The sequence below is a fragment of the Streptomyces sp. NPDC050806 genome (genome assembly GCF_055586425.1).
The window spans coordinates 137,670-155,697 of sequence record NZ_JBVJIF010000012.1; the positions used below are offsets into that span (position 1 = coordinate 137,670).

Here is an 18,028-nt window from a genome sequence, read left to right on the forward strand (position 1 = left end):
GGGTCTCCTCCGGAGCGGGCTCCGGGGGCCGCTGCTGGGCCGGCTCCGGCCGTCCTTCCGTGGCCCGGTCCGAACGGTCCTCGTGGTGGGGCCCGGAGGCCGTGCCCTCGTTCATGTTCTCCCCACAGTTCGCCCGCGTGCGGGGCCGCGCGCCCCCTGGGTGCGCTGGTGGCGCGATGCGCGGCCCACCGGCGATTCAACCAGGTTCGGGTCCGCCGCGTGCAGGGCCCGGCGGCTGCCGGGCCCCGGTGACGACGGAAGGCACCGCCTGCCTGACGGCGGGTCAGGGGGCGGCGGAGGCGCTGCGGGTCAGCAGGGGCCGCTTCGGCTCCAGCGGGGGCAGCGGCGGGGCCGGGTAGGTGGTGGCCCGCGAGGACGGCGAGGCGAGCGCCGAGGGCAGTGGCCCGCGGCTCACGGACGGGGCCGAGCCGCCCGTGCCGCCGCCGGCCGCCGTCACGCCGGAGAGCCCGTGGGACGCGCCCGCCCACGCACCGGAAGCGGCACCGGTGCCCGCCGCCGTGTCCAGCCCGGAGGCCGGGCCGCTGCCGGAGACACCGGGACGGCCGGGGGCCGCGAGCGGGCTCAGCCGCGCGCTGCCGTCGCCGGTCAAGGAGGTGGCGTACCGCACCGGGAGGGATGCGGACGCGGGGTAGAACTCGGCGGAGGAGGCGGCCGGCGTCGCCCGGCCCTGCAGGACGCCGAGCAGCGCGTCCCGGTCACCCGAACCGCGCGCCGCGGCCGGCCGCTGCCCACGCCCGGTGGCACGCTCCGCCTGGGCGGCCGGGGAGGCCGACAGCGGACTGTTCGCCCCTTCGCCGCGCCCCGAAGCGGTGTCGACCGCCGCCTCCAGCGGCAGCGCTCCGCTCAGCGCGAAGGCCGCAAGGGAGACGGCGCCCGCAGCGGCGAACGCGAAGCGGCGCCGCGGCGAACCGTTGGGAGCCGTGCCGGAGGGACCGGCCGTCGCGGCACCCGACCGCTCGCCGCCGCGCTCATGTATCCGGAAGCCGCGCCCGCCCGGCTGCGCGAGCAGCCCGGGGGCCGCGTGCGTACCCGAGGTCGGGGCGTACGCGAACGACAGGCCGCCGCGGCCGAAGCCGCCGCCGTCCAGGCCGCCGCGGCCGAAGGACCCACGCCCGAGACCGCCCTCACCGAGCCGGCCCGCGGGCGCGCCGGGATCCCCCCCGGGCAACCCCTGCAGACGGGCGAGCAGCCCGTCGGAGGGCCCGGGCGGGGCCATCTCGGCGAAGACGTTCTTCAGTTCCCGCTGGGCATCGGCCTCGGCCTTGCACTTGCCGCAGGTCGCCAGGTGCGCCAGCACCCGCTCACGCTGATCGTGCCCCAGCTCCCCGTCGACCAGAGCCGCGAGGCGGTCGCCGAGATGCTGCTCAGCGGGGGACTGACCGCCGCTACCGCTCACGCGATTCCGACCTCCCCTGTCGCCAGGGGCGCGAAGGCGCGCTGCTGCCGCTCGCGCTCCCGCTCCTCGGCGCGCGCAGCCGGCGAGCGGTGCTTGAGCGCCTTGCGCAGGTGGGAACGGCCTCGGTGGATACGGCTGCGGACCGTGCCGAGCTTCACGCCCAGGGTCGCGGCGATCTCCTCGTACGACAGGCCCTCGATGTCGCACAGGACGACGGCGGCGCGGAACTCCGGCGCCAGGGTGTCCAGCGCCTGCTGCACATCGGCGTCGAAGTGGGTGTCGTTGAAGTGCTGCTGCGGCGACGGCTCGCGGCTGGGCAGCCGCTCGGCGGCGTCGTCACCCAGCGCGTCGAAGCGGATCCGCTGCCGGCGGCGCACCATGTCCAGGAAGAGGTTGGTGGTGATGCGGTGCAGCCAGCCCTCGAACGTACCGGGGGTGTACGTCGAGAGCGAACGGAAGACGCGGACGAAGACTTCCTGGGTGAGGTCCTCGGCATCGTGCTGGTTTCCCGTCAGGCGGTAGGCGAGACGGTAGACACGCGCACTGTGAGTGCTGACGATCTCCTCCCAGCTGGGCGGAGTCCACGCCTGCGATTCCGCATCGGCGGCGAAGGTCGCGGTGGGTGCGGAGTCGTTCGCGCGGGCACGGTCAGCATTGTTGGTCACGGATTTCGGCTCGCCGGCCGACCTTCGAAAACGCAGCAGCGTTCTTCGGTCACCCGCCGCAGCCGCACCTCCCCTGGTGGCTCTGGTGGTGTCCAGTAGAGCCCCTACCATATCCACCTCACCCGTTAGCTCCGGATAAGCAGTTTTGACCTGCTTTTGGTCTGGCTTGCGGTTCTCTTCCGTCTTCACCTGCGCATCCCCCCTGTTTCTCTCCAACGCCCGGTCCCATCTGCGGGTTCCCGCACTCAGCGGATACAGTCACGGTTGCGTCAACTACGGGGACAGGAGAGGGCCATTACCGGCAACCGGCAGACGAGCTTGGCATTCGCCGAGGCCTACGGCGCCGGGACCATCGACGACACGGCCGACGCCGCCCTGCACTGGTCCCGCGACCGGGCCCGGGAAGCCGGCATCCGCACGGTCTCGACCGGCACCGGATCGGCCCTCAGCCTGCTCGCCGCCACCGCGGACGCCAAGGCCGTCGCGGAGATCGGCACCGGTACCGGCGTCTCCGGCATCTACCTGCTGCACGGCATGCGCCCCGACGGCGTCCTGACCACCGTCGACCTGGAACCGGAGCGGCAGCAGTTCGCCCGGCAGGCGTTCCGCGCCGCGGGCTTCGCCGGCAACCGGGCCCGTTTCATCCCCGGCGGCGCCCTGGAGGTCCTCCCCCGGCTCGCCGACGGCGGCTACGACCTGGTCTTCTGCGACGGCGACCGCATGGAGTACGCCGACTATCTCGCTGAATCGTTGCGCCTGCTGCGGCCGGGCGGGGTGGTCTGCTTCGAAGGCATCTTCGCCGACGGCCGGACCGTCGACTCCGGCGTCCAGCCTGCGGAGATACAGCGGCTGCGGGAGCTGCTGCGGTCCATCCGCGAGAGCACCCACCTGGTCCCCTCGCTGCTGCCGGTGGGCGACGGCCTGCTCTGCGCGGTCAAGCGCGCCTGAGGGGCGCCCGCGGGGCCCAGCGCGCGCCGGGCGCACAGGGGTGCGTAGGGTGCGACGGGCGAGAGCGCGTACGCCGGGGCTGAAAAGCCCTACGTCCGGGCGCGTACGCACGCATGCGTATTTCCGAATCCGGGTAGTGGGCCGTGGGTACGACACGGCCCCGGGAGTCGGTGCGTACCGGGTACGCGCCGTCCGCCGGGGCCGGACAGATCGTGAGGCTCGGCCGCGTCAGACGCAGACCTTGTCCAGAGCCTCGCCGAGAGCCTTGGCTTCGTCGGGAGTCAGCTCGACGACAAGCCGACCGCCGCCTTCGAGCGGAACGCGCATGACGATGCCCCGCCCCTCCTTGGTCACCTCGAGCGGGCCGTCGCCCGTCCGCGGCTTCATGGCCGCCATGCTCGTTCCCCTTCCTGAAACCAGCTCATCGTCAGCCGACGGCCCTCTGGAGAGGGGCACGCGTCACCGGCATCGAACACATTGCTTCCATGTCATTATCCCGCATCGCAGGACCCGATGACCAACATCAGCGGGCATCCCTTCGGCAACGTACATTCGCAAAACCACCCAATTCGGGGAGTCACCTGCGATACTGCGCCACCCGCCGTTGCCCGGCACGCCACCATTCTTTGATGTACGTCACACGACAGCGCGGATGATCTCCGGCATCCTGATCGCCGGCTGCACTTCTCCCGCAGCCCGAGCCGCGACGGAGGGGATCCCACCATGGCCGACACCGTGCTCTACGACGTCACCGACGGCGTTGCCACCATCACGCTCAACCGCCCTGATGCCATGAACGCGCTCGACACGGAGACCAAGGTCGCCCTCCGTGACGCCGCGCGCGAGGCCGCCGCCGACCCGGCCGTACGCGCCGTCCTCCTGACGGCCACGGGCCGCGCCTTCTGCGTCGGGCAGGACCTCAAGGAGCACATCGGCTCACTGGAGAAGGACCGGGCGAGCGGCGAGGGCAGCACCATGAGTACGGTGCGCGAGCACTACAACCCGATCGTCGAGGCGCTGGCCGGCATGGCGAAGCCGGTGGTCGCGGCCGTGAACGGGGTCGCGGCCGGGGCCGGCGCCGGCTTCGCGATGGCGGCGGACTACCGCCTCGTCGCCGACTCCGCGTCCTTCAACACCTCCTTCGCGGGCGTCGCGCTGACCGCCGACTCCGGCGTGTCCTGGACGCTGCCGCGTCTGGTCGGCCACGGCCGCGCCGCCGACCTGCTGCTCTTCCCGCGCAACATCAGCGCCCAGGAGGCGTACGAGCTGGGCATCGCGAACAAGGTCGTGCCCGCGGCGGAGCTGGCCTCGGAGGCCCGGGCGCTCGCGCTGCGGCTGGCGCAGGGGCCGACCGCCGCGTACGCCGCGATCAAGGAGTCGCTGGCCTACGGCACCGACCACTCGCTGGCCGAGACGCTCGCCAAGGAGGACGAGCTGCAGACGCGGGCCGGCGCGTCGGAGGACCACGTGATCGCGGTGGAGGCGTTCGTGAAGAAGGAGAAGCCGAGGTTCGTCGGGCGGTGAGCGGTCGTGCGGGGCCCGGCCCGGCCCCGCACGGGGGCTCACGACGCCGCTGCCGCCTCCGTGGCCGCACGGGCGTGGCAGTCGGCGAGGTGGTCGTTGACCAGCCCGCACGCCTGCATCATGGCGTACGCCGTCGTCGGGCCGACGAAGCGGAAGCCGCGCTTCTTGAGGTCCTTGGCGAGCGCGGTCGACTCCGGGGTTACCGGCGGGACGTCGGCGCCGCTGCGGGGCGCCGGGCGGTCCGCACGGTCCGGGGCGTAGGACCAGATCAGGGCGTCCAGCTCGCCCGGCGCGAGCTGCGCCGCGAGCCGGGCGTTGGCGAGCGTGGCGGAGATCTTGAGGCGGTTGCGGATGATGCCGGGGTCGGCCAGGAGCCGCGCCGCGTCCTCCTCGGTGAACCGCGCGACCTCGGCGATCCTGAAATTCGCGAAGGCGGCGCGGAACCCCTCGCGGCGGCGCAGGATGGTGATCCACGACAGCCCCGACTGGAACGCCTCCAGGGACATCCGCTCGAACAGGGCGTCGTCACCGTGCACGGGGCGGCCCCACTCGGTGTCGTGGTAAGCGCGGTAGTCCGCCATCGACTCGGCCGTCATGCCCCAGGGGCAGCGCGGCAGGCCGTCCTGCGCGGTCTCGACGCCGCTCATGCGGTCTCACCGTCCTCGGGGGTCTCGCCCGGGCCCGCGGGCTTCCGCAGGCCGGGGGCCTCGTCCGGCACCGGGCCCGGTGCCTCGGGGTGCGCGTCCGGCGTCCCTGGGCGCGCGTCCATTCCCCGGCCGCCGCCCATGGCCGCGGCGTTCGCCCCCGCCAGGGCGGCCTCCAGCTCGGCGATGCGGGCGTCCCGCTCGGCCAGCTCGGCGCCGAGGCGGTCCAGCACGTCGTCCACGTCGTTCATGCGGTAGCCGCGGAGCGCCGGCGGCAGCCGTACCTCCTCCACGTCGGCCCGGGTGCACGGGCGGTCGGCGGGCAGCGGGTCGTACAGCCGCTCGGGCTCCGCCTCCCGCAGCGCGCCGCCGTCACCGCCGCCGACCACGGCGAGCGTGACCACGGCGACCACCGCGACCAACGCGATGAGCAAGAACCAGAACACGACCATCTCCCCACGCTCTCCGTCGTCCATTGATCGTGCCATGCGCCGCTGACAGTTAAGGTCGCTTGGTCCTGTCGTCGAAGGGGGCGCCCGGCCGGGAGCGGCATGAGCGGGGCGCCCCCTTCGACGACCGGCCCGGAACCACGAAGAGGGAGTAGGTAATGCTGCGGCTGGGGAATCGCGAGTTCGGCCCGCACGAGCCCGTGATCATGGCGATCGTGAACCGGACGCCGGACTCCTTCTACGACCAGGGCGCCACGTTCCGGGACGAGCCGGCGCTCGCCCGCGTGGAGCAGGCGGTCGCGGAGGGCGCGGCGATCATCGACATCGGCGGGGTCAAGGCCGGTCCGGGCGAGGAGGTCACCGCCGAGGAGGAGGCGCGGCGCACGGTCGGCTTCGTGGCCGAGGTGCGCAGGCGCCACCCGGACGTGGTGATCAGCGTGGACACCTGGCGGCACGAGGTCGGCGAGGCGGTCTGCGAGGCCGGTGCCGACGTGCTCAACGACGCCTGGGGCGGCGTGGACCCGAAGCTCGCCGAGGTCGCGGCCCGGTACGGCGCGGGCCTGGTGTGCACGCACGCGGGCGGCGTCGAGCCGCGCACCCGGCCGCACCGGACCACGTACGAGGACGTGATGGCCGACATCCTGGACGTCACGCTCGGGCTCGCGGAGCGCGCCGTGGAGCTGGGCGTACGGCGGGACGGGATCATGATCGACCCGGGGCACGACTTCGGGAAGAACACCCGGCACAGCCTGGAGGCCACCCGCCGGCTCGGCGAGATGACGGACACCCGGTGGCCTGTACTGGTGTCGCTGTCCAACAAGGACTTCGTGGGCGAGACGCTGGACAAGCCGGTCAAGGAGCGGGTGCTGGGCACCCTCGCCACGACCGCGGTCTCGGCGTGGCTGGGCGCCCGGGTCTACCGCGTCCACGAGGTCGCCGAGACCCGGCAGGTGCTGGACATGGTCGCCTCGATCGCCGGGCACCGGCCCCCGGCGGCGACCCGCCGCGGCCTGGCCTGAGCCGGGCCGGGCGGCCCCCGGTCCTCCGGGGGCCGCGAGGTGCCTCACCGGGAGGGGCCGGGGCCCACTTCCTTCGTGACGAGCGCGACCGCCTCGTCCACGTCGTCGCTGAGGTGGAAGAGGTCCAGGTCGCGGGTGGAGGCCTTGCCCTGGGCGATGAGGGTGTTGCGCAGCCAGTCCACCAGGCCGCCCCAGTACTCCGTGCCGAAGAGCACGATGGGGAAGCGGGTGACCTTACGGGTCTGCACGAGGGTGAGCGCCTCGAAGAGCTCGTCGAGCGTGCCGAGGCCGCCCGGCAGGACCACGAAGCCCCGGGCGTACTTCACAAAACACGTCTTGCGGACGAAGAAGTACCGGAAGTCCACGCCGAGGTTGACGTATTCGTTCATGCCCTGTTCGAAGGGCAGCTCGATGCCGAGCCCCACGGACGTGCCGCCCGCTTCGTGGGCGCCCTTGTTCGCCGCCTCCATGGCGCCGGGGCCGCCGCCCGTGATGACCGAGAAGCCCGCTTCCACGAGCGCCCGCCCCAGGCCGACGCCCGCCTCGTACTCGGACGAGTCGCGGGGCGTACGGGCCGAGCCGAAGACGCTGATCGCCGGACCCAGTTCGGCCAGCGCGCCGAAGCCCTCGACGAACTCCGACTGGATGCGCATCACGCGCCAGGGGTCGGTGTGCACCCACTCGGAGGGGCCCTCGGAGTCCAGCAGCCGCTGGTCGGTGGTGCCGGGACGCACCTGGTCACGGCGGCGCAGTACCGGGCCGAGTCGCTGCTGATCGCGCTCGGCTGCCAGGGTCTCGCGCTCGGCTGCCTCAGGATCGGCCATGGTGTGCTCCCTCCGCAGGGTCCTCCGCCAAGGACGGAAGACAGTTCGTTGCCGGTAAAGCGTATGTGCACAAAGGTGACGAGCGGCGTAATTCGGTCTGACGGCGGTCCCGGCCGCCGCGCGGCGCTCCGGTGAACCTCTACCCGCGCAGACCACCCGAGATCACCGGAATCCCGGTCACCACATTCCCGCTGCCCGCAGGGCGCCGGTTCAGGCCTCCAGCCAGGCCCGCAGCCGCTCCTCGCAGCGGATCACGTCGGCGGCGACGACGTTCTCGTCCCGCTTGTGGGCGAGCAGCGCGTTCCCCGGGCCGTAGTTGACCGCCGGGACGCCGAGCGCGGAGAAGCGCGAGACGTCGGTCCAGCCGAACTTGGGCATCGGCGTGCCGCCGACCGCCTCGATGAACGCCTTGGCCGCGGGGTGCGAGAGGCCGGGCAGCGCCGCGGTGGAGTGGTCGTCGACCGTCCACGCGTCGGTCTCGCAGCCGGCGAAGACCTCGCGCACGTGGGCGAGCGCCTCCTCACCGCTGCGGTCGGGCGCGTACCGGAAGTTGACGGTGACCGTGCACTCGTCGGGGATGACGTTGCCCGCGACGCCGCCCTCGATGCGTACGGCGTTCAGGCCCTCGCGGTACTCCAGGCCGTCGATGACGACGCGGCGCGGCTCGTACGCGGCCAGCCGCTCCAGGATCGGGGCCGCGGTGTGGATGGCGTTGGACCCCATCCAGCTGCGCGCGGAGTGCGCCCGCTCCCCCGTGGTGCGCAGCAGGACGCGCAGGGTGCCCTGGCAGCCGCCCTCGACCTGGTTGCCGGACGGCTCCAGGAGGACGGCGAAGTCACCGGCCAGCCAGTCGGGGTGCTCCTCGGCGATCCGCTTCAGGCCGTTGTACTCGGCGGCGATCTCCTCGGCCTCGTAGAAGACGAAGGTGAGGTCGCGGTTGGGCGCGGGCACGGTGGCGGCGATGCGCAGCTGCACGGCGACGCCGGACTTCATGTCGGAGGTGCCGCAGCCCCACAGGACGCCGTTCTCGTCGAGCCGGGAGGGCACGTTGTCCGCGATCGGCACGGTGTCGAGGTGGCCGGCGAGGACGACCCGCTCGGCGTGCCCGAAGTCGGTGCGCGCCACGATGGTGTCGCCGTCGCGGTCCACGGTCAGGTGCGGGAGCGCGCGCAGGGCCGTCTCGACGGCGTCCGCGAGGACTTTCTCGTCCCGGCTGACGGACGGGATGTCCACCAGCGCCGCGGTCAGCTGTGCGGCGTCGAGCGACAGGTCGAGTGCGGGCTTCTGCGCGGGGCGTTCCATGGTCCCGACCCTACCGGTCGCAGGATGCCCCTCTCCTGCCCGACGCTGTCCGTTCACCGAGGTCCGGCGGGGCCCGTCACCGCACTCCAGTACCGTATGGCGCGTGCTTCGCCGTCCCCAGCGTGCCTCCGTCCGCCGCAAGCGCCTCATACGCGTGTTCGCGGCCCTCGTCGTGCTGCTCGGACTCGCGGGCTACCTCGTCGTGCAGTACGTGACCGGTGGCCCCGGGGCCCCGCGCTGCACGGTGCAGCCCGAGGGCGGCGGCGAGCCGTACGAGCTCTCCCCGGAGCAGGCGGCGAACGCCGCGACGATCTCCGCGGTGGGCGCCTCGCGCGAGCTGCCCGAGCGGGCGGTGACCATCGCGCTGGCGACCGCCATGCAGGAGTCCGGGCTGCGCAACATCGAGTACGGCGACCGGGACTCGGTGGGCCTCTTCCAGCAGCGGCCCTCCCAGGACTGGGGCACGGCCGAGGAGATCATGGACCCGGTCTATGCGTCCGGGGAGTTCTACAAGCACCTGGTGCAGGTTCCCGGGTACTCCCGGCTGCCGCTGACCGTCGCGGCCCAGAAGGTGCAGCGCAGCGCCTATCCGCAGGCGTACGCCAAGCACGAGGCGAACGCTGCGGTGCTGACCGGCGCGCTGACCGGGCGGGCGCCGGCGGCGCTCAGCTGTGCGGAGAGCCGGCCGGCGGAGAACGCGCCGGGCGGCACGGCGCAGGTGCGCGAGAAGCTGGTGCGGGAGTTCGGGCCCGAGGTGCTGCCGCGGACCACGGCGGCCGCGCGTACGGCCGGACGGACGCTCACGGTGCCGGTGACGGCCGTCGCGGGCGTGGCGGCGGACCAGCGGGGCTGGCAGCTGGCGACCTGGGCGGTGGCACACGCGTCGGAGTTGCGTATCGAACGCATCTCTTACGGCGATCGCCGGTGGACCGCCGAGGATTCCGGGAATGGCTGGCAGAAGGTGACCGGCGATTCCGGCGGCGCCCGCCCGACGGATGTTCGGATCACGACCGCGCAGTAGTCCGGACATTCCCTCGGCAGTGGGAATGGCGTCAATCCACGTCGACAATTCACGGCGCTTTCCTCACCCCTGCCGCGACCCCATAACTTCCTTGGCGCATATGAGGCGTGACGTTCTTTCACCTCCTCCGGACGTACGAATTTCACCCACTTTCATCCGAAGCAGATAATGCGACGCGTTACCAATTCTTTACCGGGGCGCACCGCAACCTTCGGGGCTCTGGCGCGGTATTCACTGCGTCCGCCCGGCAGTCGACTGCCGCCGCCCGGCGGGCACCGTACGTCTGCACAGAAGAAACAAGTCCCTCTCCGTCAAAGGAGCACCATGTCCCTCCCCCTTACGCGTCGGATCGCCCGGGCCGCGCTGCTGGTCGCAGCGGGCGCAGCTCCCGTGGTCGGTGCCGCCGGCTCCGCGAGCGCCGTTGACCTGCCCAAGGCCGCCGACCTGGGTGGACTGACCAAGGTGGACCCGTCGAGCGTCACCGAGACCGCCGGCAACGCCCTGGAGAACACCAGCGCGGTGGCCGGCCCGGTCGCCGGTGAGGCCGTGAAGGAGGCCGTCCCGGAGGCCGGCCGCACCGGCAACGAGACGCTGCAGAAGCTCGCCCCCACCGCCAAGAAGACCACCGGTCACGTCACGGGTGACACCAAGGACGCCGTCGGCGACACCGCCCGTGCGCTGCCCACCGAGGGACTCACCAAGGACCTGCCGCTGGCCAAGGAGCTGCCCGCCGGCCAGCTGCTCGCGGGTCTGCCCGTGACCAAGGGCCTGCCGACGGACGGCCTGCCGGTCGCCGGCGTGCTCGGCGCTCTGGGCGGCTGACGCCATCACCGGACACACGAAGGGCCCCGGGAGCAACACCTCCCGGGGCCCTTCGGCCGTGTCCTGCGCTCAGTCGGCGAGCCGGCGGACCGCCGCGTCCACCCGCTCGTCGGTGGCCGTGAAGGCGATCCGTACGAACCGCTCCCCCGCCGTGCCGTAGAAGTCACCCGGCGCGACGAGGATGCCGCGCTTGGAGAGGTCGCCGACGGTGTCCCAGCAGGGTTCGTCGCGGGTCGCCCAGAGGTACAGCGACGCCTCGCTGTGCTCGATGCGGAAGCCCGCCGCCTCGAAGGCGGTGCGCAGGGCCGCGCGCCGGCGGGCGTAGCGCTCGCGCTGCTCGGCGACGTGCGCGTCGTCGCCCAGCGCCGCGACGGTGGCGGCCTGGACGGGCGCGGGGATCATCATGCCGCCGTGCTTGCGGATCTGGAGCAGCTCGCCGAGCACCGCGGCGTCGCCCGCGATGAAGGCCGCGCGGTAGCCGGCCAGGTTGGAGCGCTTGGAGAGCGAGTGGACGGCGACGATCCCGTCGTACGAACCGCCGTTGACCTCCGGGTGCAGGACGGAGACCGGGTCGGCCTCCCAGCCCAGCTCCAGGTAGCACTCGTCGCTGAAGACCAGGATGCCGTGCTCGCGGGCCCAGGCGACCGTACGGCGCAGGTCCTCGGCGCTCAGCACGCGGCCGGTGGGGTTGGACGGCGAGTTGAGCCACAGCAGCTTCAGGCCTGCCGGGTCCAGCTCCCACGGGGTGTCGTAGACGACCGGTTCGGCGCCCGCGAGCCGCGCGCCGACCTCGTAGGTCGGGTACGCCAGGCGCGGGTGGGCCACCTTGTCGCCCGCGCCGAGGCCGAGCTGGGTCGGCAGCCAGGCGACCAGTTCCTTGGAGCCGACGACCGGCAGCACGTTCTCGTGCGCGAGGTCCGTGGCGCCGAGGCGGTGGCCCGCCCAGCCGGTGAGCGCGTCGCGCAGCGCGGGCGTGCCCCACACGGTCGGATAGCCCGGGCTGTCCGACGCGTCGGCGAGCGCCTTCTGGATCAGCGCCGGCACCGGGTCGACCGGGGTCCCCACGGACAGGTCCACGATGCCGTCGGCATGCGCGGCGGCCGTCGCCTTGTAGGGCTCCAGCCGGTCCCAGGGAAAGACAGGGAGGCGTGCGGATACTGCGCCCACGTTGCTCTTCTTTCGTGCGTGTCGGGAAACGCCGCGGTCCCGTACGGCGGTGGCGGCCGTACGGGACCGGAGGCTGCGGCCTGCCGTTACTGGTTCTGCGGCGGCAGGGCGGCGATGAAGGAGTGGTCCTTCTCGATCAGGCCCAGCTTCGAGGCACCACCGGGCGAACCGAGCTCGTCAAAGAACTCGACGTTCGCCTTGTAGTAGTCCTTCCACTCCTCAGGGGTGTCATCTTCGTAGAAGATGGCCTCGACCGGGCAGACCGGCTCACAGGCACCACAGTCGACGCATTCGTCCGGGTGGATGTACAAGGACCGGGAGCCCTCGTAGATGCAGTCGACCGGGCACTCCTCGATGCACGCCTTGTCCTTGACGTCGACACAAGGCTGCGCGATGACGTAGGTCACGCTGTCGTTCCTCCTCGTTAGGGCCGGCGGACCGTCTCGTTCGGGCGGCCGCCTCAGGGCGCGCGGGAGCGCGGCGTCGTCGATGCCCGCACCTAGTATCTCCGGTCCCGGGCACGAGACGAACAAGAGGGGCGGGCACAGCTGTGGAATTCACCACGGGCGGACGACTGGAGGTCGCCATCACCCCTGCTGACGTGGGGAAAAGGGTATCGGTCCGCAGGCTGGCCGGGCCGGGTGAGTCCACGGAGCGATTCACTGACACGGTCGGCGTTCTCACATCGTGGGACGATGATGTGCTGAGCATCACACGGCGGACCGGTGAAGAGGTACGGATCATGGCAAGCTCGCTGGTCGCGGGCAAGGTGGTCCCGGCCGCGCCGGCCCGCCGGAGAGGCCCGGCGACGAGCGCGCGGGAGCTCACGGAGGTGGCCGCGCGCGGCTGGCCGGCCGTCGAGACGGAGCGGCTCGGGGAATGGACGCTGCGGGCCAGTGCGGGATTCACCCGGCGGGCGAATTCGGTGCTGCCGGTCGGAGATCCCGGGGTGCCGCTGGACGCCGCGCTGGACCGCGTCCGTGACTGGTACGTACGCCGCGGTCTGCCCCCGTACGTCGTCGTCTCCACCGGCGCCGCGGGCAGCGACGAAATCCTGGCCGCCGAGCTGGAGCGGCGCGGCTGGACGGCCGAACGGCACACCGTCGTACGCGTCGGGGCGCTGGCCCCGCTGGCCGACACCGACGCGGACACCGGCCGGGTGCGGCTCTCCCGCGAGCCGGACGACGGCTGGACCACGATGTACAACCGGAGCGCGGACGCACCGCCCGAGGCGGTGAAGGTCCTGGCCGGTGGGCCGTCCGTGTGGTTCGCGACCGTGGCGGGCTCGGACGGGCCCGCCGCCATCGGCCGGGTGGTGATCGACGGCCGCTGGGCGGGGTTCGCGGCGCTGGAGGTCGCTCCGGCGCACCGCCGTCAGGGGCTGGCCACGCTGGTGATGGCCGCGCTCGCCCAGCGGGCGCTGGAGGAGGGTGCCTCGGCGGCGTACCTGCAGGTCGAGACGGACAACGACGCCGCCCGGGCGCTCTACGACGGCCTCGGCTTCACCGATCATCACCACTACCACTACCGGCGCGCCCCGCAGGACGGCCCTCGCTGAACGGGTACGGACCAGACATGCATCCCGAGCCCGATTCCGGCCGTGCCGCCCGGCGGCGGCAGTTCGCCGAGGCCGCCCGCGAGGAGCGGCCCGACCTCACGCTGCTGTGCCTGCTGCTGGCCGCCGAGGCCGACCCGGAGCTGACCGAGCACGGCATCGACGCCGCGCAGATCGAGCTGGACCGGCTGGCCGGCCTGCTGCCGTTCCGCCCGGCGCGCGCCCACGGCGGCACCGGTGACGACGCGCGTGCCTGGGCCCGCAGCGTCTCCGGGCTGCTCGGCGCCCGCTGCGGCTTCCACGGCCTGCCCGCCGACTACCGGCGGCTGGAGTCCTCGCTGCTCCACGAGGTGCTGCGGCGCCGCCGCGGGCTGCCGATCCTGCTGTCGGTGGTGTGGACGGAGGTCGCGCGGCGGGCCGGCGCTCCGGTGTACGGCGTGGCGCTGCCCGGGCACTACGTCGTCGGGTTCGGCGACCCGTACGGCGCGCACGTCCTGGTGGACCCGTTCGACGGCGGGCGGATCCTGTCCGACGAGGACGCCGGGCTGCTGGTGGCGGGCGCGACCGGGCAGCCGCTGACACCGCAGATGCTGGCGCCCGCCGACCCCCTGGAGACCGTGCTGCGCATCCTGAACAACATCCGGGCCTGGGCGACGGCCCGCCCCGAGCGCAGCGACGTGCGGCTGTGGGCGGTGGAGCTGTCGCTGCTGCTGCCCAGCCACCCGGCACGGCTGCGGCACGAGCACGCCGAGGTGCTGGTGGAGCGGGGCGACTTCGTGCGCGGCGCCGCGGAGCTGGAGGAGTACGCGACGGTGCTGGAGGCGGTGGACCCGGAGGCCGCGGAAACGGTCCGCCGGCAGGCCGCGGCGGCCCGCGCGATGCTCAACTGACGGTACGGGGCCGGCTCGGGGAGGCACCCCGCTCCGCCGGCGCGCGGTCCCCGGCGTGACTGCCCGTCGGCAGTCCGGCGGCGGGGCGCAGCGGGGCGCTGTCCGGGCTGCGGCGGACGATCAGTACGGTCGCGTCGTCCTTGAGCCGGCCGCCGGTGAACTCCGTGAGGTCGGCGCGGAGGGCCGCGGCCAGCTCGGCCGGCGCCAGCCCGGTCCAGCCCTTCAGCCGCTCGCCGAGCGGGTAGAACGTGCCGTCCCGGCGCCGGGCCTCGGTCACGCCGTCCGTGCACAGCACGGCCCAGTCCTCGTCCAGCGGCCACGAGTCGAAGGCCCGGCGCCGCTCGCCGGTCAGCTCGCCCAGGCCCAGCGGCAGCCACTGCCCCTCGTCCCGCTCGGTGACCCGGTCGCCGCGGACGACGTAGTAGGGAATGTGGCCGCAGGACAGCGAGCGGCCGTGGCCGTCGGGGCCGATCTCGATGAGCAGCGCGGTCACGAAGCGCTCCGTGCCGCCCTGGGCGACGGCGCGCGCGTTGTGGCGCTTGAGGGAGGCCTCCATGCGCGTCGCGACGCCCTCCAGCGTCGCCTCGTAGTGCGCGGCCTCCCGGAAGGACGCCAGCGCCTCGTGGCCGGCGCCGATCGCGGGCATGCCCTTGCCCTGGACGTCGCCGATCACCAGGCGGGTGCCGTACGGCGTCTCGACCGCTTCGTAGATGTCGCCGCCGACCCGGGCGCCTTCCAGCGCCGAGACGTAGAAACCGGCCACGGCGTACGCACCGGCGCGCAGCGGCAGCTCGTGCAGCATGGCCCGCTGGACCTCGTCGGCGACGAGCCGGGTGCGGTCGAACGCGTCGTCGCGCCGCCGCCGGTTGTGGCACAGCAGCTGGGCGAAGGCGGCGACCACGAGGGTGCCGAGGAGCCCCACCAGCGAGCCCGACACCGTCCAGGCGGCGAAGTGCACGGAGTAGATGACGAAGCTGGCCGCGACGAAGGAGGCCGTCACCACGGCGGTCCAGCGCGCCGAGCAGCGCAGCGCGGCGAACATCGGCGCGACCCCGGCGAAGGAGATGAGGCGCACCTGGGGGCCGGTGAGCTCGTCGGCGACCGCGATCAGCACGACAAGGGCGCTCAGCAGCAGCGCGCGCCGGCGGCCCGAATCCTGCAGTCGCGTGAAAGGCATGGCACTTCCAGCATGCGCACAGGTGCCGCGGTCCTGCAGGGGCGAAGGTCCCGTCCGCTCCGGCCGGGGGTCCGGTACGGCGGCGGTACCTCAGGCCCGCTACAGCCAGCCCTTGTCGCGGGCGGTACGGGCGGCCTCGGCGCGGTTGCGGGCGCCGGTGGGGCCGGCCCGGTCCCGGGCGTCCGGTCCGGGTCGCGCGGCAGGTCGCGGTACCGCTCCAGGGCCGGGTCGACCTCCGCGGTGATCCCGGCGGTACGGAGCGCGGCGCGCGCCCCGGCCAGCTCGACGGCGAGCCGGGGGCGGCGGTAGCCGGTGACCGCCTCCCGGACGTCCACCAGCGCCTGTCTGCCGACCCGCTCGACGTCGGCGACCTGGCGGGCCGCGTCCTCGGGCCGGTCCGGCAGCAGCCGCCCGGCCAGCTCGCTCTTCAGGGTGATCAGGGAGAGCGAGTGGCCGAGGAGGTCGTGCAGGTCACGGGCGAGCCGCAGCCGCTCCTCGTCGGCGGCGAGCCGGGCCACCTCCTCACGGACCTGCCGCAGCTCGTCGGTGGTGCGGATCAGCTGCTGGATGCCGACCATGGCGAACCCGCCGAGCAGCGCCGGCAGCGCGTACCCGGCGAGGTAGACGCGGACGTGGCCCCAGCGCCGGCCGATCAGCACGATGACGGCGGTGACCGCCGGGATCGCCCGGCGCGACCATTCCCACGGCAGGACGGCCGCGCAGGCCCGCCCGCCGCGTCCGTCTCACGCCTTCCGGGTGTCCTTGCGGTACAGCCACGCGGCGCAGCCGGCGAAGAGGAGCAGGTACCCGGCCAGGATCCCGACGTCCTTGAGGTGCGGCGCGCCGCCGGCCTCGACGGCCGTGCCCAGCGCCGCGTACGCGTGGGTCGGTATCCACTCCGCGACGTTCTGCACCCAGTCGGGGAGGAACGTCAGCGGCATCCACAGGCCGCCCGCGAAGGACAGGACGAAGTAGACCAGCATCGAGATCGGCCGGACCGCGTCGCCGGTGGCGAGGTAGCCGATGGCGACGCCGAGCGCGGCGAAGACGAAGCTGCCGAGCCAGGTGCCGGCGGCGATGGCGGCCCACTGCCAGGCCTCCAGCCGGACGCCCTTGACGGTCGCGCCGACGATCAGGACGAGCACAATCGAGGGCAGGCTGACGGTCGCCGCGGCGGCGATCTTGGCGGTGACGTAGCCGCGGCCCGGCAGCGCGGTCAGCCGCAGCTGGCGCACCCAGCCCGACTCGCGCTCCTTGGCGATCCGCTCGCTGTTGCCGAGCAGCACGGCGGTCATGGCGCCGAACGCGGCCATGGCGACCATGTAGTACAGCCCCATGTCCAGCTCCGTGCCGGGGATCGGCCGGCGGTCAGCGCCGCCCGCGATGATCAGGTACAGCACCGGCGGGTAGAGCACCGAGAAGAACATGAACTTTTTGTTGCGCAGCGCGCGGCGGATCTCCAGCGTGATCAGCGTCGTCATCGTGCGGCCTCCTCGGACGCCCGGGGTGCGCCGGGAACGCCGGCTTCGGCGCCCGCGTCGGACGCCGTGGTGAGGACGATGAAGGCCTGCTCCAGGCCGAGGCCCATGACCTCCAGATTCCGCGGGTACAGGCCGAGGCCGTACAGCGCGTGGACGGTCGCGTCGGCGTCCGCCGACCGGATCCGCACCGTCCGCCCGGAGGTCTCCAGCGCGGTCAGGGCCGGCAGGCCGCGCAGCGCGTCCTGCCCGGCCGGCGCGTCCAGGTCGAAGCTGATGCGCCGGGCCCCGGCGCGCGCCTTGATCTCGGCGGCGGTGCCGTCGGCGAGCACCCGGCCGCGGTGCAGGACGATCACCCGGTCGGCGATGGCGTCGGCCTCTTCGATGTAGTGGGTGGCGAACAGCACCGTGCGGCCCTGGTCCGCCTGTTCGCGCATGGTGCCCCAGAACGTCTGCCGTGCGGAGACGTCCATGCCGGTCGTCGGCTCGTCCAGCACGATCAGCTCGCTCGCGCCGGCCGTGGCCAGCGCGAAGCGGACCCGCTGCTCCTGGCCCCCGGAGAGCTTGCCGATCAGCCGGTCGGCGATGCCGGTGATCCCGGCGGTGGCCATGACCTGCTCGACGGGGTGCGCCGCGGGGTGCAGGTCGCAGGCGAGGCGGACCAGCTCACGGACGGTGATGCCCTCCATCAGGCCGCCGCTCTGCAGCATGGCGCCGACCTTGCCGCGGGCGATGGCCTGCTGCGGGGACGTGCCGAACAGGGACACCGAGCCGGTGCCGGGCGTGCGGAGGCCGAGGAGGAGGTCGAGGGTGGTGGACTTGCCGGCGCCGTTCGGCCCGAGAAGGGCGACGGTCTCGCCCGGGTGCAGTTCCAGGGAGAGGTCGGAGACGGCGCGTACCTTGCCGTAGCTCTTGCTGACCCCCGTGAAACTGACCACGGGCCGCCGGCCGGCGCGGTGACCGGTGTCGGCTGCGGTGGTTGCTGTGGTCGTCATGGCATCAAGCGTCGCCGTTCGGGGCCCCGCGGCGGCAGTGCCGTGCGTCGTGAGAACGGGATGACAGATGTCATGGGAGACGTACGGACAGACGTGAGAAGCCCCGGCGGCCGGTGCCGCCGGGGCTTCCC

Annotated in this window: 19 protein-coding genes and 1 pseudogene; 7 read left to right on the top strand and 13 right to left on the bottom strand. The window is 73.2% G+C overall.

The genetic code is table 11. The features are described 5' to 3' along the window. Positions 1-283: 283 nt before the first annotated feature. Both ACZ6WH_RS34175 and sigE read right to left on the bottom strand, forming a co-directional pair. Positions 284-1,417, bottom strand: a complete 1,134-nt coding sequence (locus ACZ6WH_RS34175) for a zf-HC2 domain-containing protein (protein ID WP_469733384.1) — start codon at positions 1,415-1,417, stop codon at positions 284-286. Next, entirely contained in the window at positions 1,414-2,193 is a 780-nt protein-coding gene (sigE, locus tag ACZ6WH_RS34180) for an RNA polymerase sigma factor SigE (protein ID WP_361563789.1), read from the bottom strand. The genes ACZ6WH_RS34175 and sigE overlap by 4 nt, the downstream gene beginning before the upstream one ends. Positions 2,194-2,346: 153 nt before the next feature. On the opposite strand from sigE, the gene ACZ6WH_RS34185 reads away from it, so the two are divergent. After that, entirely contained in the window at positions 2,347-3,030 is a 684-nt protein-coding gene (locus ACZ6WH_RS34185) for an O-methyltransferase (protein WP_432858526.1), read from the top strand. A 228-nt stretch (positions 3,031-3,258) separates the two neighbouring features. Here ACZ6WH_RS34185 and ACZ6WH_RS34190 read toward each other — a convergent pair whose 3' ends face one another. Beyond that, positions 3,259-3,426: a DUF3117 domain-containing protein gene (locus ACZ6WH_RS34190; RefSeq protein ID WP_107054016.1), complete on the bottom strand. Its 168-nt coding sequence runs from the start codon at positions 3,424-3,426 to the stop codon at positions 3,259-3,261. A 327-nt stretch (positions 3,427-3,753) separates the two neighbouring features. Here ACZ6WH_RS34190 and chcB point away from each other — a divergent pair, with 327 nt between their 5' ends. After that, the gene (gene chcB / locus ACZ6WH_RS34195; protein ID WP_432858524.1) at positions 3,754-4,554 is read left to right on the top strand and encodes a 2-cyclohexenylcarbonyl CoA isomerase; all 801 of its coding nucleotides are present in this window, start codon (positions 3,754-3,756) and stop codon (positions 4,552-4,554) included. Between the two features lie 38 nt (positions 4,555-4,592). Here chcB and ACZ6WH_RS34200 read toward each other — a convergent pair whose 3' ends face one another. Beyond that, the gene (locus ACZ6WH_RS34200) at positions 4,593-5,201 is read right to left on the bottom strand and encodes a DNA-3-methyladenine glycosylase I (RefSeq protein WP_469733387.1); all 609 of its coding nucleotides are present in this window, start codon (positions 5,199-5,201) and stop codon (positions 4,593-4,595) included. After that, positions 5,198-5,644: a DivIVA domain-containing protein gene (locus ACZ6WH_RS34205; protein ID WP_469733389.1), complete on the bottom strand. Its 447-nt coding sequence runs from the start codon at positions 5,642-5,644 to the stop codon at positions 5,198-5,200. Before ACZ6WH_RS34205 ends, ACZ6WH_RS34200 begins: the two co-directional genes overlap by 4 nt. Positions 5,645-5,805: 161 nt before the next feature. On the opposite strand from ACZ6WH_RS34205, the gene folP reads away from it, so the two are divergent. Continuing rightward, a complete protein-coding gene (folP, locus tag ACZ6WH_RS34210; protein WP_432858518.1) occupies positions 5,806-6,666 on the top strand; it encodes a dihydropteroate synthase in 861 nt (286 codons plus the stop codon). A 44-nt stretch (positions 6,667-6,710) separates the two neighbouring features. Here the strand turns inward: folP and ACZ6WH_RS34215 are convergent, their stop codons facing one another. Both ACZ6WH_RS34215 and dapE read right to left on the bottom strand, forming a co-directional pair. Next, entirely contained in the window at positions 6,711-7,490 is a 780-nt protein-coding gene (locus ACZ6WH_RS34215; RefSeq protein ID WP_432858516.1) for an LOG family protein, read from the bottom strand. A 210-nt stretch (positions 7,491-7,700) separates the two neighbouring features. Beyond that, the gene (gene dapE, locus ACZ6WH_RS34220) at positions 7,701-8,792 is read right to left on the bottom strand and encodes a succinyl-diaminopimelate desuccinylase (protein WP_469733392.1); all 1,092 of its coding nucleotides are present in this window, start codon (positions 8,790-8,792) and stop codon (positions 7,701-7,703) included. 103 nt (positions 8,793-8,895) lie between these two features. Between dapE and ACZ6WH_RS34225 the strand changes: the two genes are divergently transcribed. Beyond that, entirely contained in the window at positions 8,896-9,813 is a 918-nt protein-coding gene (locus ACZ6WH_RS34225; RefSeq protein WP_469733394.1) for a VldE C-terminal domain-containing protein, read from the top strand. A 324-nt stretch (positions 9,814-10,137) separates the two neighbouring features. After that, on the top strand, positions 10,138-10,635 hold the full coding sequence (locus ACZ6WH_RS34230; RefSeq protein WP_432858510.1) for an ATP-binding protein: 498 nt from the start codon (positions 10,138-10,140) through the stop codon (positions 10,633-10,635). Between the two features lie 69 nt (positions 10,636-10,704). On the opposite strand, the gene dapC is transcribed toward ACZ6WH_RS34230, so the two are convergent. Together dapC and fdxA are read right to left on the bottom strand one after the other, a co-directional pair. Further along, complete coding sequence (gene dapC, locus ACZ6WH_RS34235; protein ID WP_469733396.1) at positions 10,705-11,802, bottom strand: succinyldiaminopimelate transaminase; 1,098 nt, start codon at positions 11,800-11,802, stop codon at positions 10,705-10,707. An 86-nt stretch (positions 11,803-11,888) separates the two neighbouring features. Continuing rightward, on the bottom strand, positions 11,889-12,209 hold the full coding sequence (gene fdxA / locus ACZ6WH_RS34240; protein ID WP_361563758.1) for a ferredoxin: 321 nt from the start codon (positions 12,207-12,209) through the stop codon (positions 11,889-11,891). 143 nt (positions 12,210-12,352) lie between these two features. Between fdxA and ACZ6WH_RS34245 the strand changes: the two genes are divergently transcribed. Next, the gene (locus tag ACZ6WH_RS34245; RefSeq protein ID WP_469733399.1) at positions 12,353-13,360 is read left to right on the top strand and encodes a GNAT family N-acetyltransferase; all 1,008 of its coding nucleotides are present in this window, start codon (positions 12,353-12,355) and stop codon (positions 13,358-13,360) included. Positions 13,361-13,377: 17 nt separating this feature from the next. Next, entirely contained in the window at positions 13,378-14,247 is an 870-nt protein-coding gene (locus tag ACZ6WH_RS34250) for a transglutaminase-like and tetratricopeptide repeat-containing protein (protein WP_469733401.1), read from the top strand. On the opposite strand, the gene ACZ6WH_RS34255 is transcribed toward ACZ6WH_RS34250, so the two are convergent. The 4 genes and pseudogenes from ACZ6WH_RS34255 to ACZ6WH_RS34270 form a co-directional block, all read right to left on the bottom strand. Continuing rightward, positions 14,240-15,424: a PP2C family protein-serine/threonine phosphatase gene (locus ACZ6WH_RS34255; protein ID WP_469733403.1), complete on the bottom strand. Its 1,185-nt coding sequence runs from the start codon at positions 15,422-15,424 to the stop codon at positions 14,240-14,242. The genes ACZ6WH_RS34250 and ACZ6WH_RS34255 overlap by 8 nt on opposite strands. Before the next feature lie 185 nt (positions 15,425-15,609). Then, positions 15,610-16,149 (bottom strand): annotated as a pseudogene (locus ACZ6WH_RS34260) (sensor histidine kinase); the annotation flags it as partial. A gap of 18 nt (positions 16,150-16,167) precedes the next feature. Next, positions 16,168-16,905, bottom strand: coding sequence for an ABC transporter permease (locus ACZ6WH_RS34265; protein ID WP_469733405.1), 738 nt, complete (start codon positions 16,903-16,905; stop codon positions 16,168-16,170). Further along, positions 16,902-17,897, bottom strand: a complete 996-nt coding sequence (locus ACZ6WH_RS34270) for an ABC transporter ATP-binding protein (protein ID WP_469733407.1) — start codon at positions 17,895-17,897, stop codon at positions 16,902-16,904. Before ACZ6WH_RS34270 ends, ACZ6WH_RS34265 begins: the two co-directional genes overlap by 4 nt. Positions 17,898-18,028: the final 131 nt, after the last annotated feature.

What these genes read in the sequence shown, in the direction of transcription:
- chcB (WP_432858524.1), top strand. Translation starts at nt 3,754, where the DNA reads ATGGCCGACACCGTGCTCTACGACGTCACCGACGGCGTTGCCACCATC.
- ACZ6WH_RS34230 (WP_432858510.1), top strand. Translation starts at nt 10,138, where the DNA reads ATGTCCCTCCCCCTTACGCGTCGGATCGCCCGGGCCGCGCTGCTGGTC.
- ACZ6WH_RS34270 (WP_469733407.1), bottom strand. Translation starts at nt 17,897, where the DNA reads ATGACGACCACAGCAACCACCGCAGCCGACACCGGTCACCGCGCCGGC.
- ACZ6WH_RS34250 (WP_469733401.1), top strand. Translation starts at nt 13,378, where the DNA reads ATGCATCCCGAGCCCGATTCCGGCCGTGCCGCCCGGCGGCGGCAGTTC.
- sigE (WP_361563789.1), bottom strand. Translation starts at nt 2,193, where the DNA reads ATGGTAGGGGCTCTACTGGACACCACCAGAGCCACCAGGGGAGGTGCG.
- ACZ6WH_RS34190 (WP_107054016.1), bottom strand. Translation starts at nt 3,426, where the DNA reads ATGGCGGCCATGAAGCCGCGGACGGGCGACGGCCCGCTCGAGGTGACC.
- ACZ6WH_RS34265 (WP_469733405.1), bottom strand. Translation starts at nt 16,905, where the DNA reads ATGACGACGCTGATCACGCTGGAGATCCGCCGCGCGCTGCGCAACAAA.
- folP (WP_432858518.1), top strand. Translation starts at nt 5,806, where the DNA reads ATGCTGCGGCTGGGGAATCGCGAGTTCGGCCCGCACGAGCCCGTGATC.
- ACZ6WH_RS34215 (WP_432858516.1), bottom strand. Translation starts at nt 7,490, where the DNA reads ATGGCCGATCCTGAGGCAGCCGAGCGCGAGACCCTGGCAGCCGAGCGC.
- ACZ6WH_RS34200 (WP_469733387.1), bottom strand. Translation starts at nt 5,201, where the DNA reads ATGAGCGGCGTCGAGACCGCGCAGGACGGCCTGCCGCGCTGCCCCTGG.
- dapE (WP_469733392.1), bottom strand. Translation starts at nt 8,792, where the DNA reads ATGGAACGCCCCGCGCAGAAGCCCGCACTCGACCTGTCGCTCGACGCC.
- ACZ6WH_RS34255 (WP_469733403.1), bottom strand. Translation starts at nt 15,424, where the DNA reads ATGCCTTTCACGCGACTGCAGGATTCGGGCCGCCGGCGCGCGCTGCTG.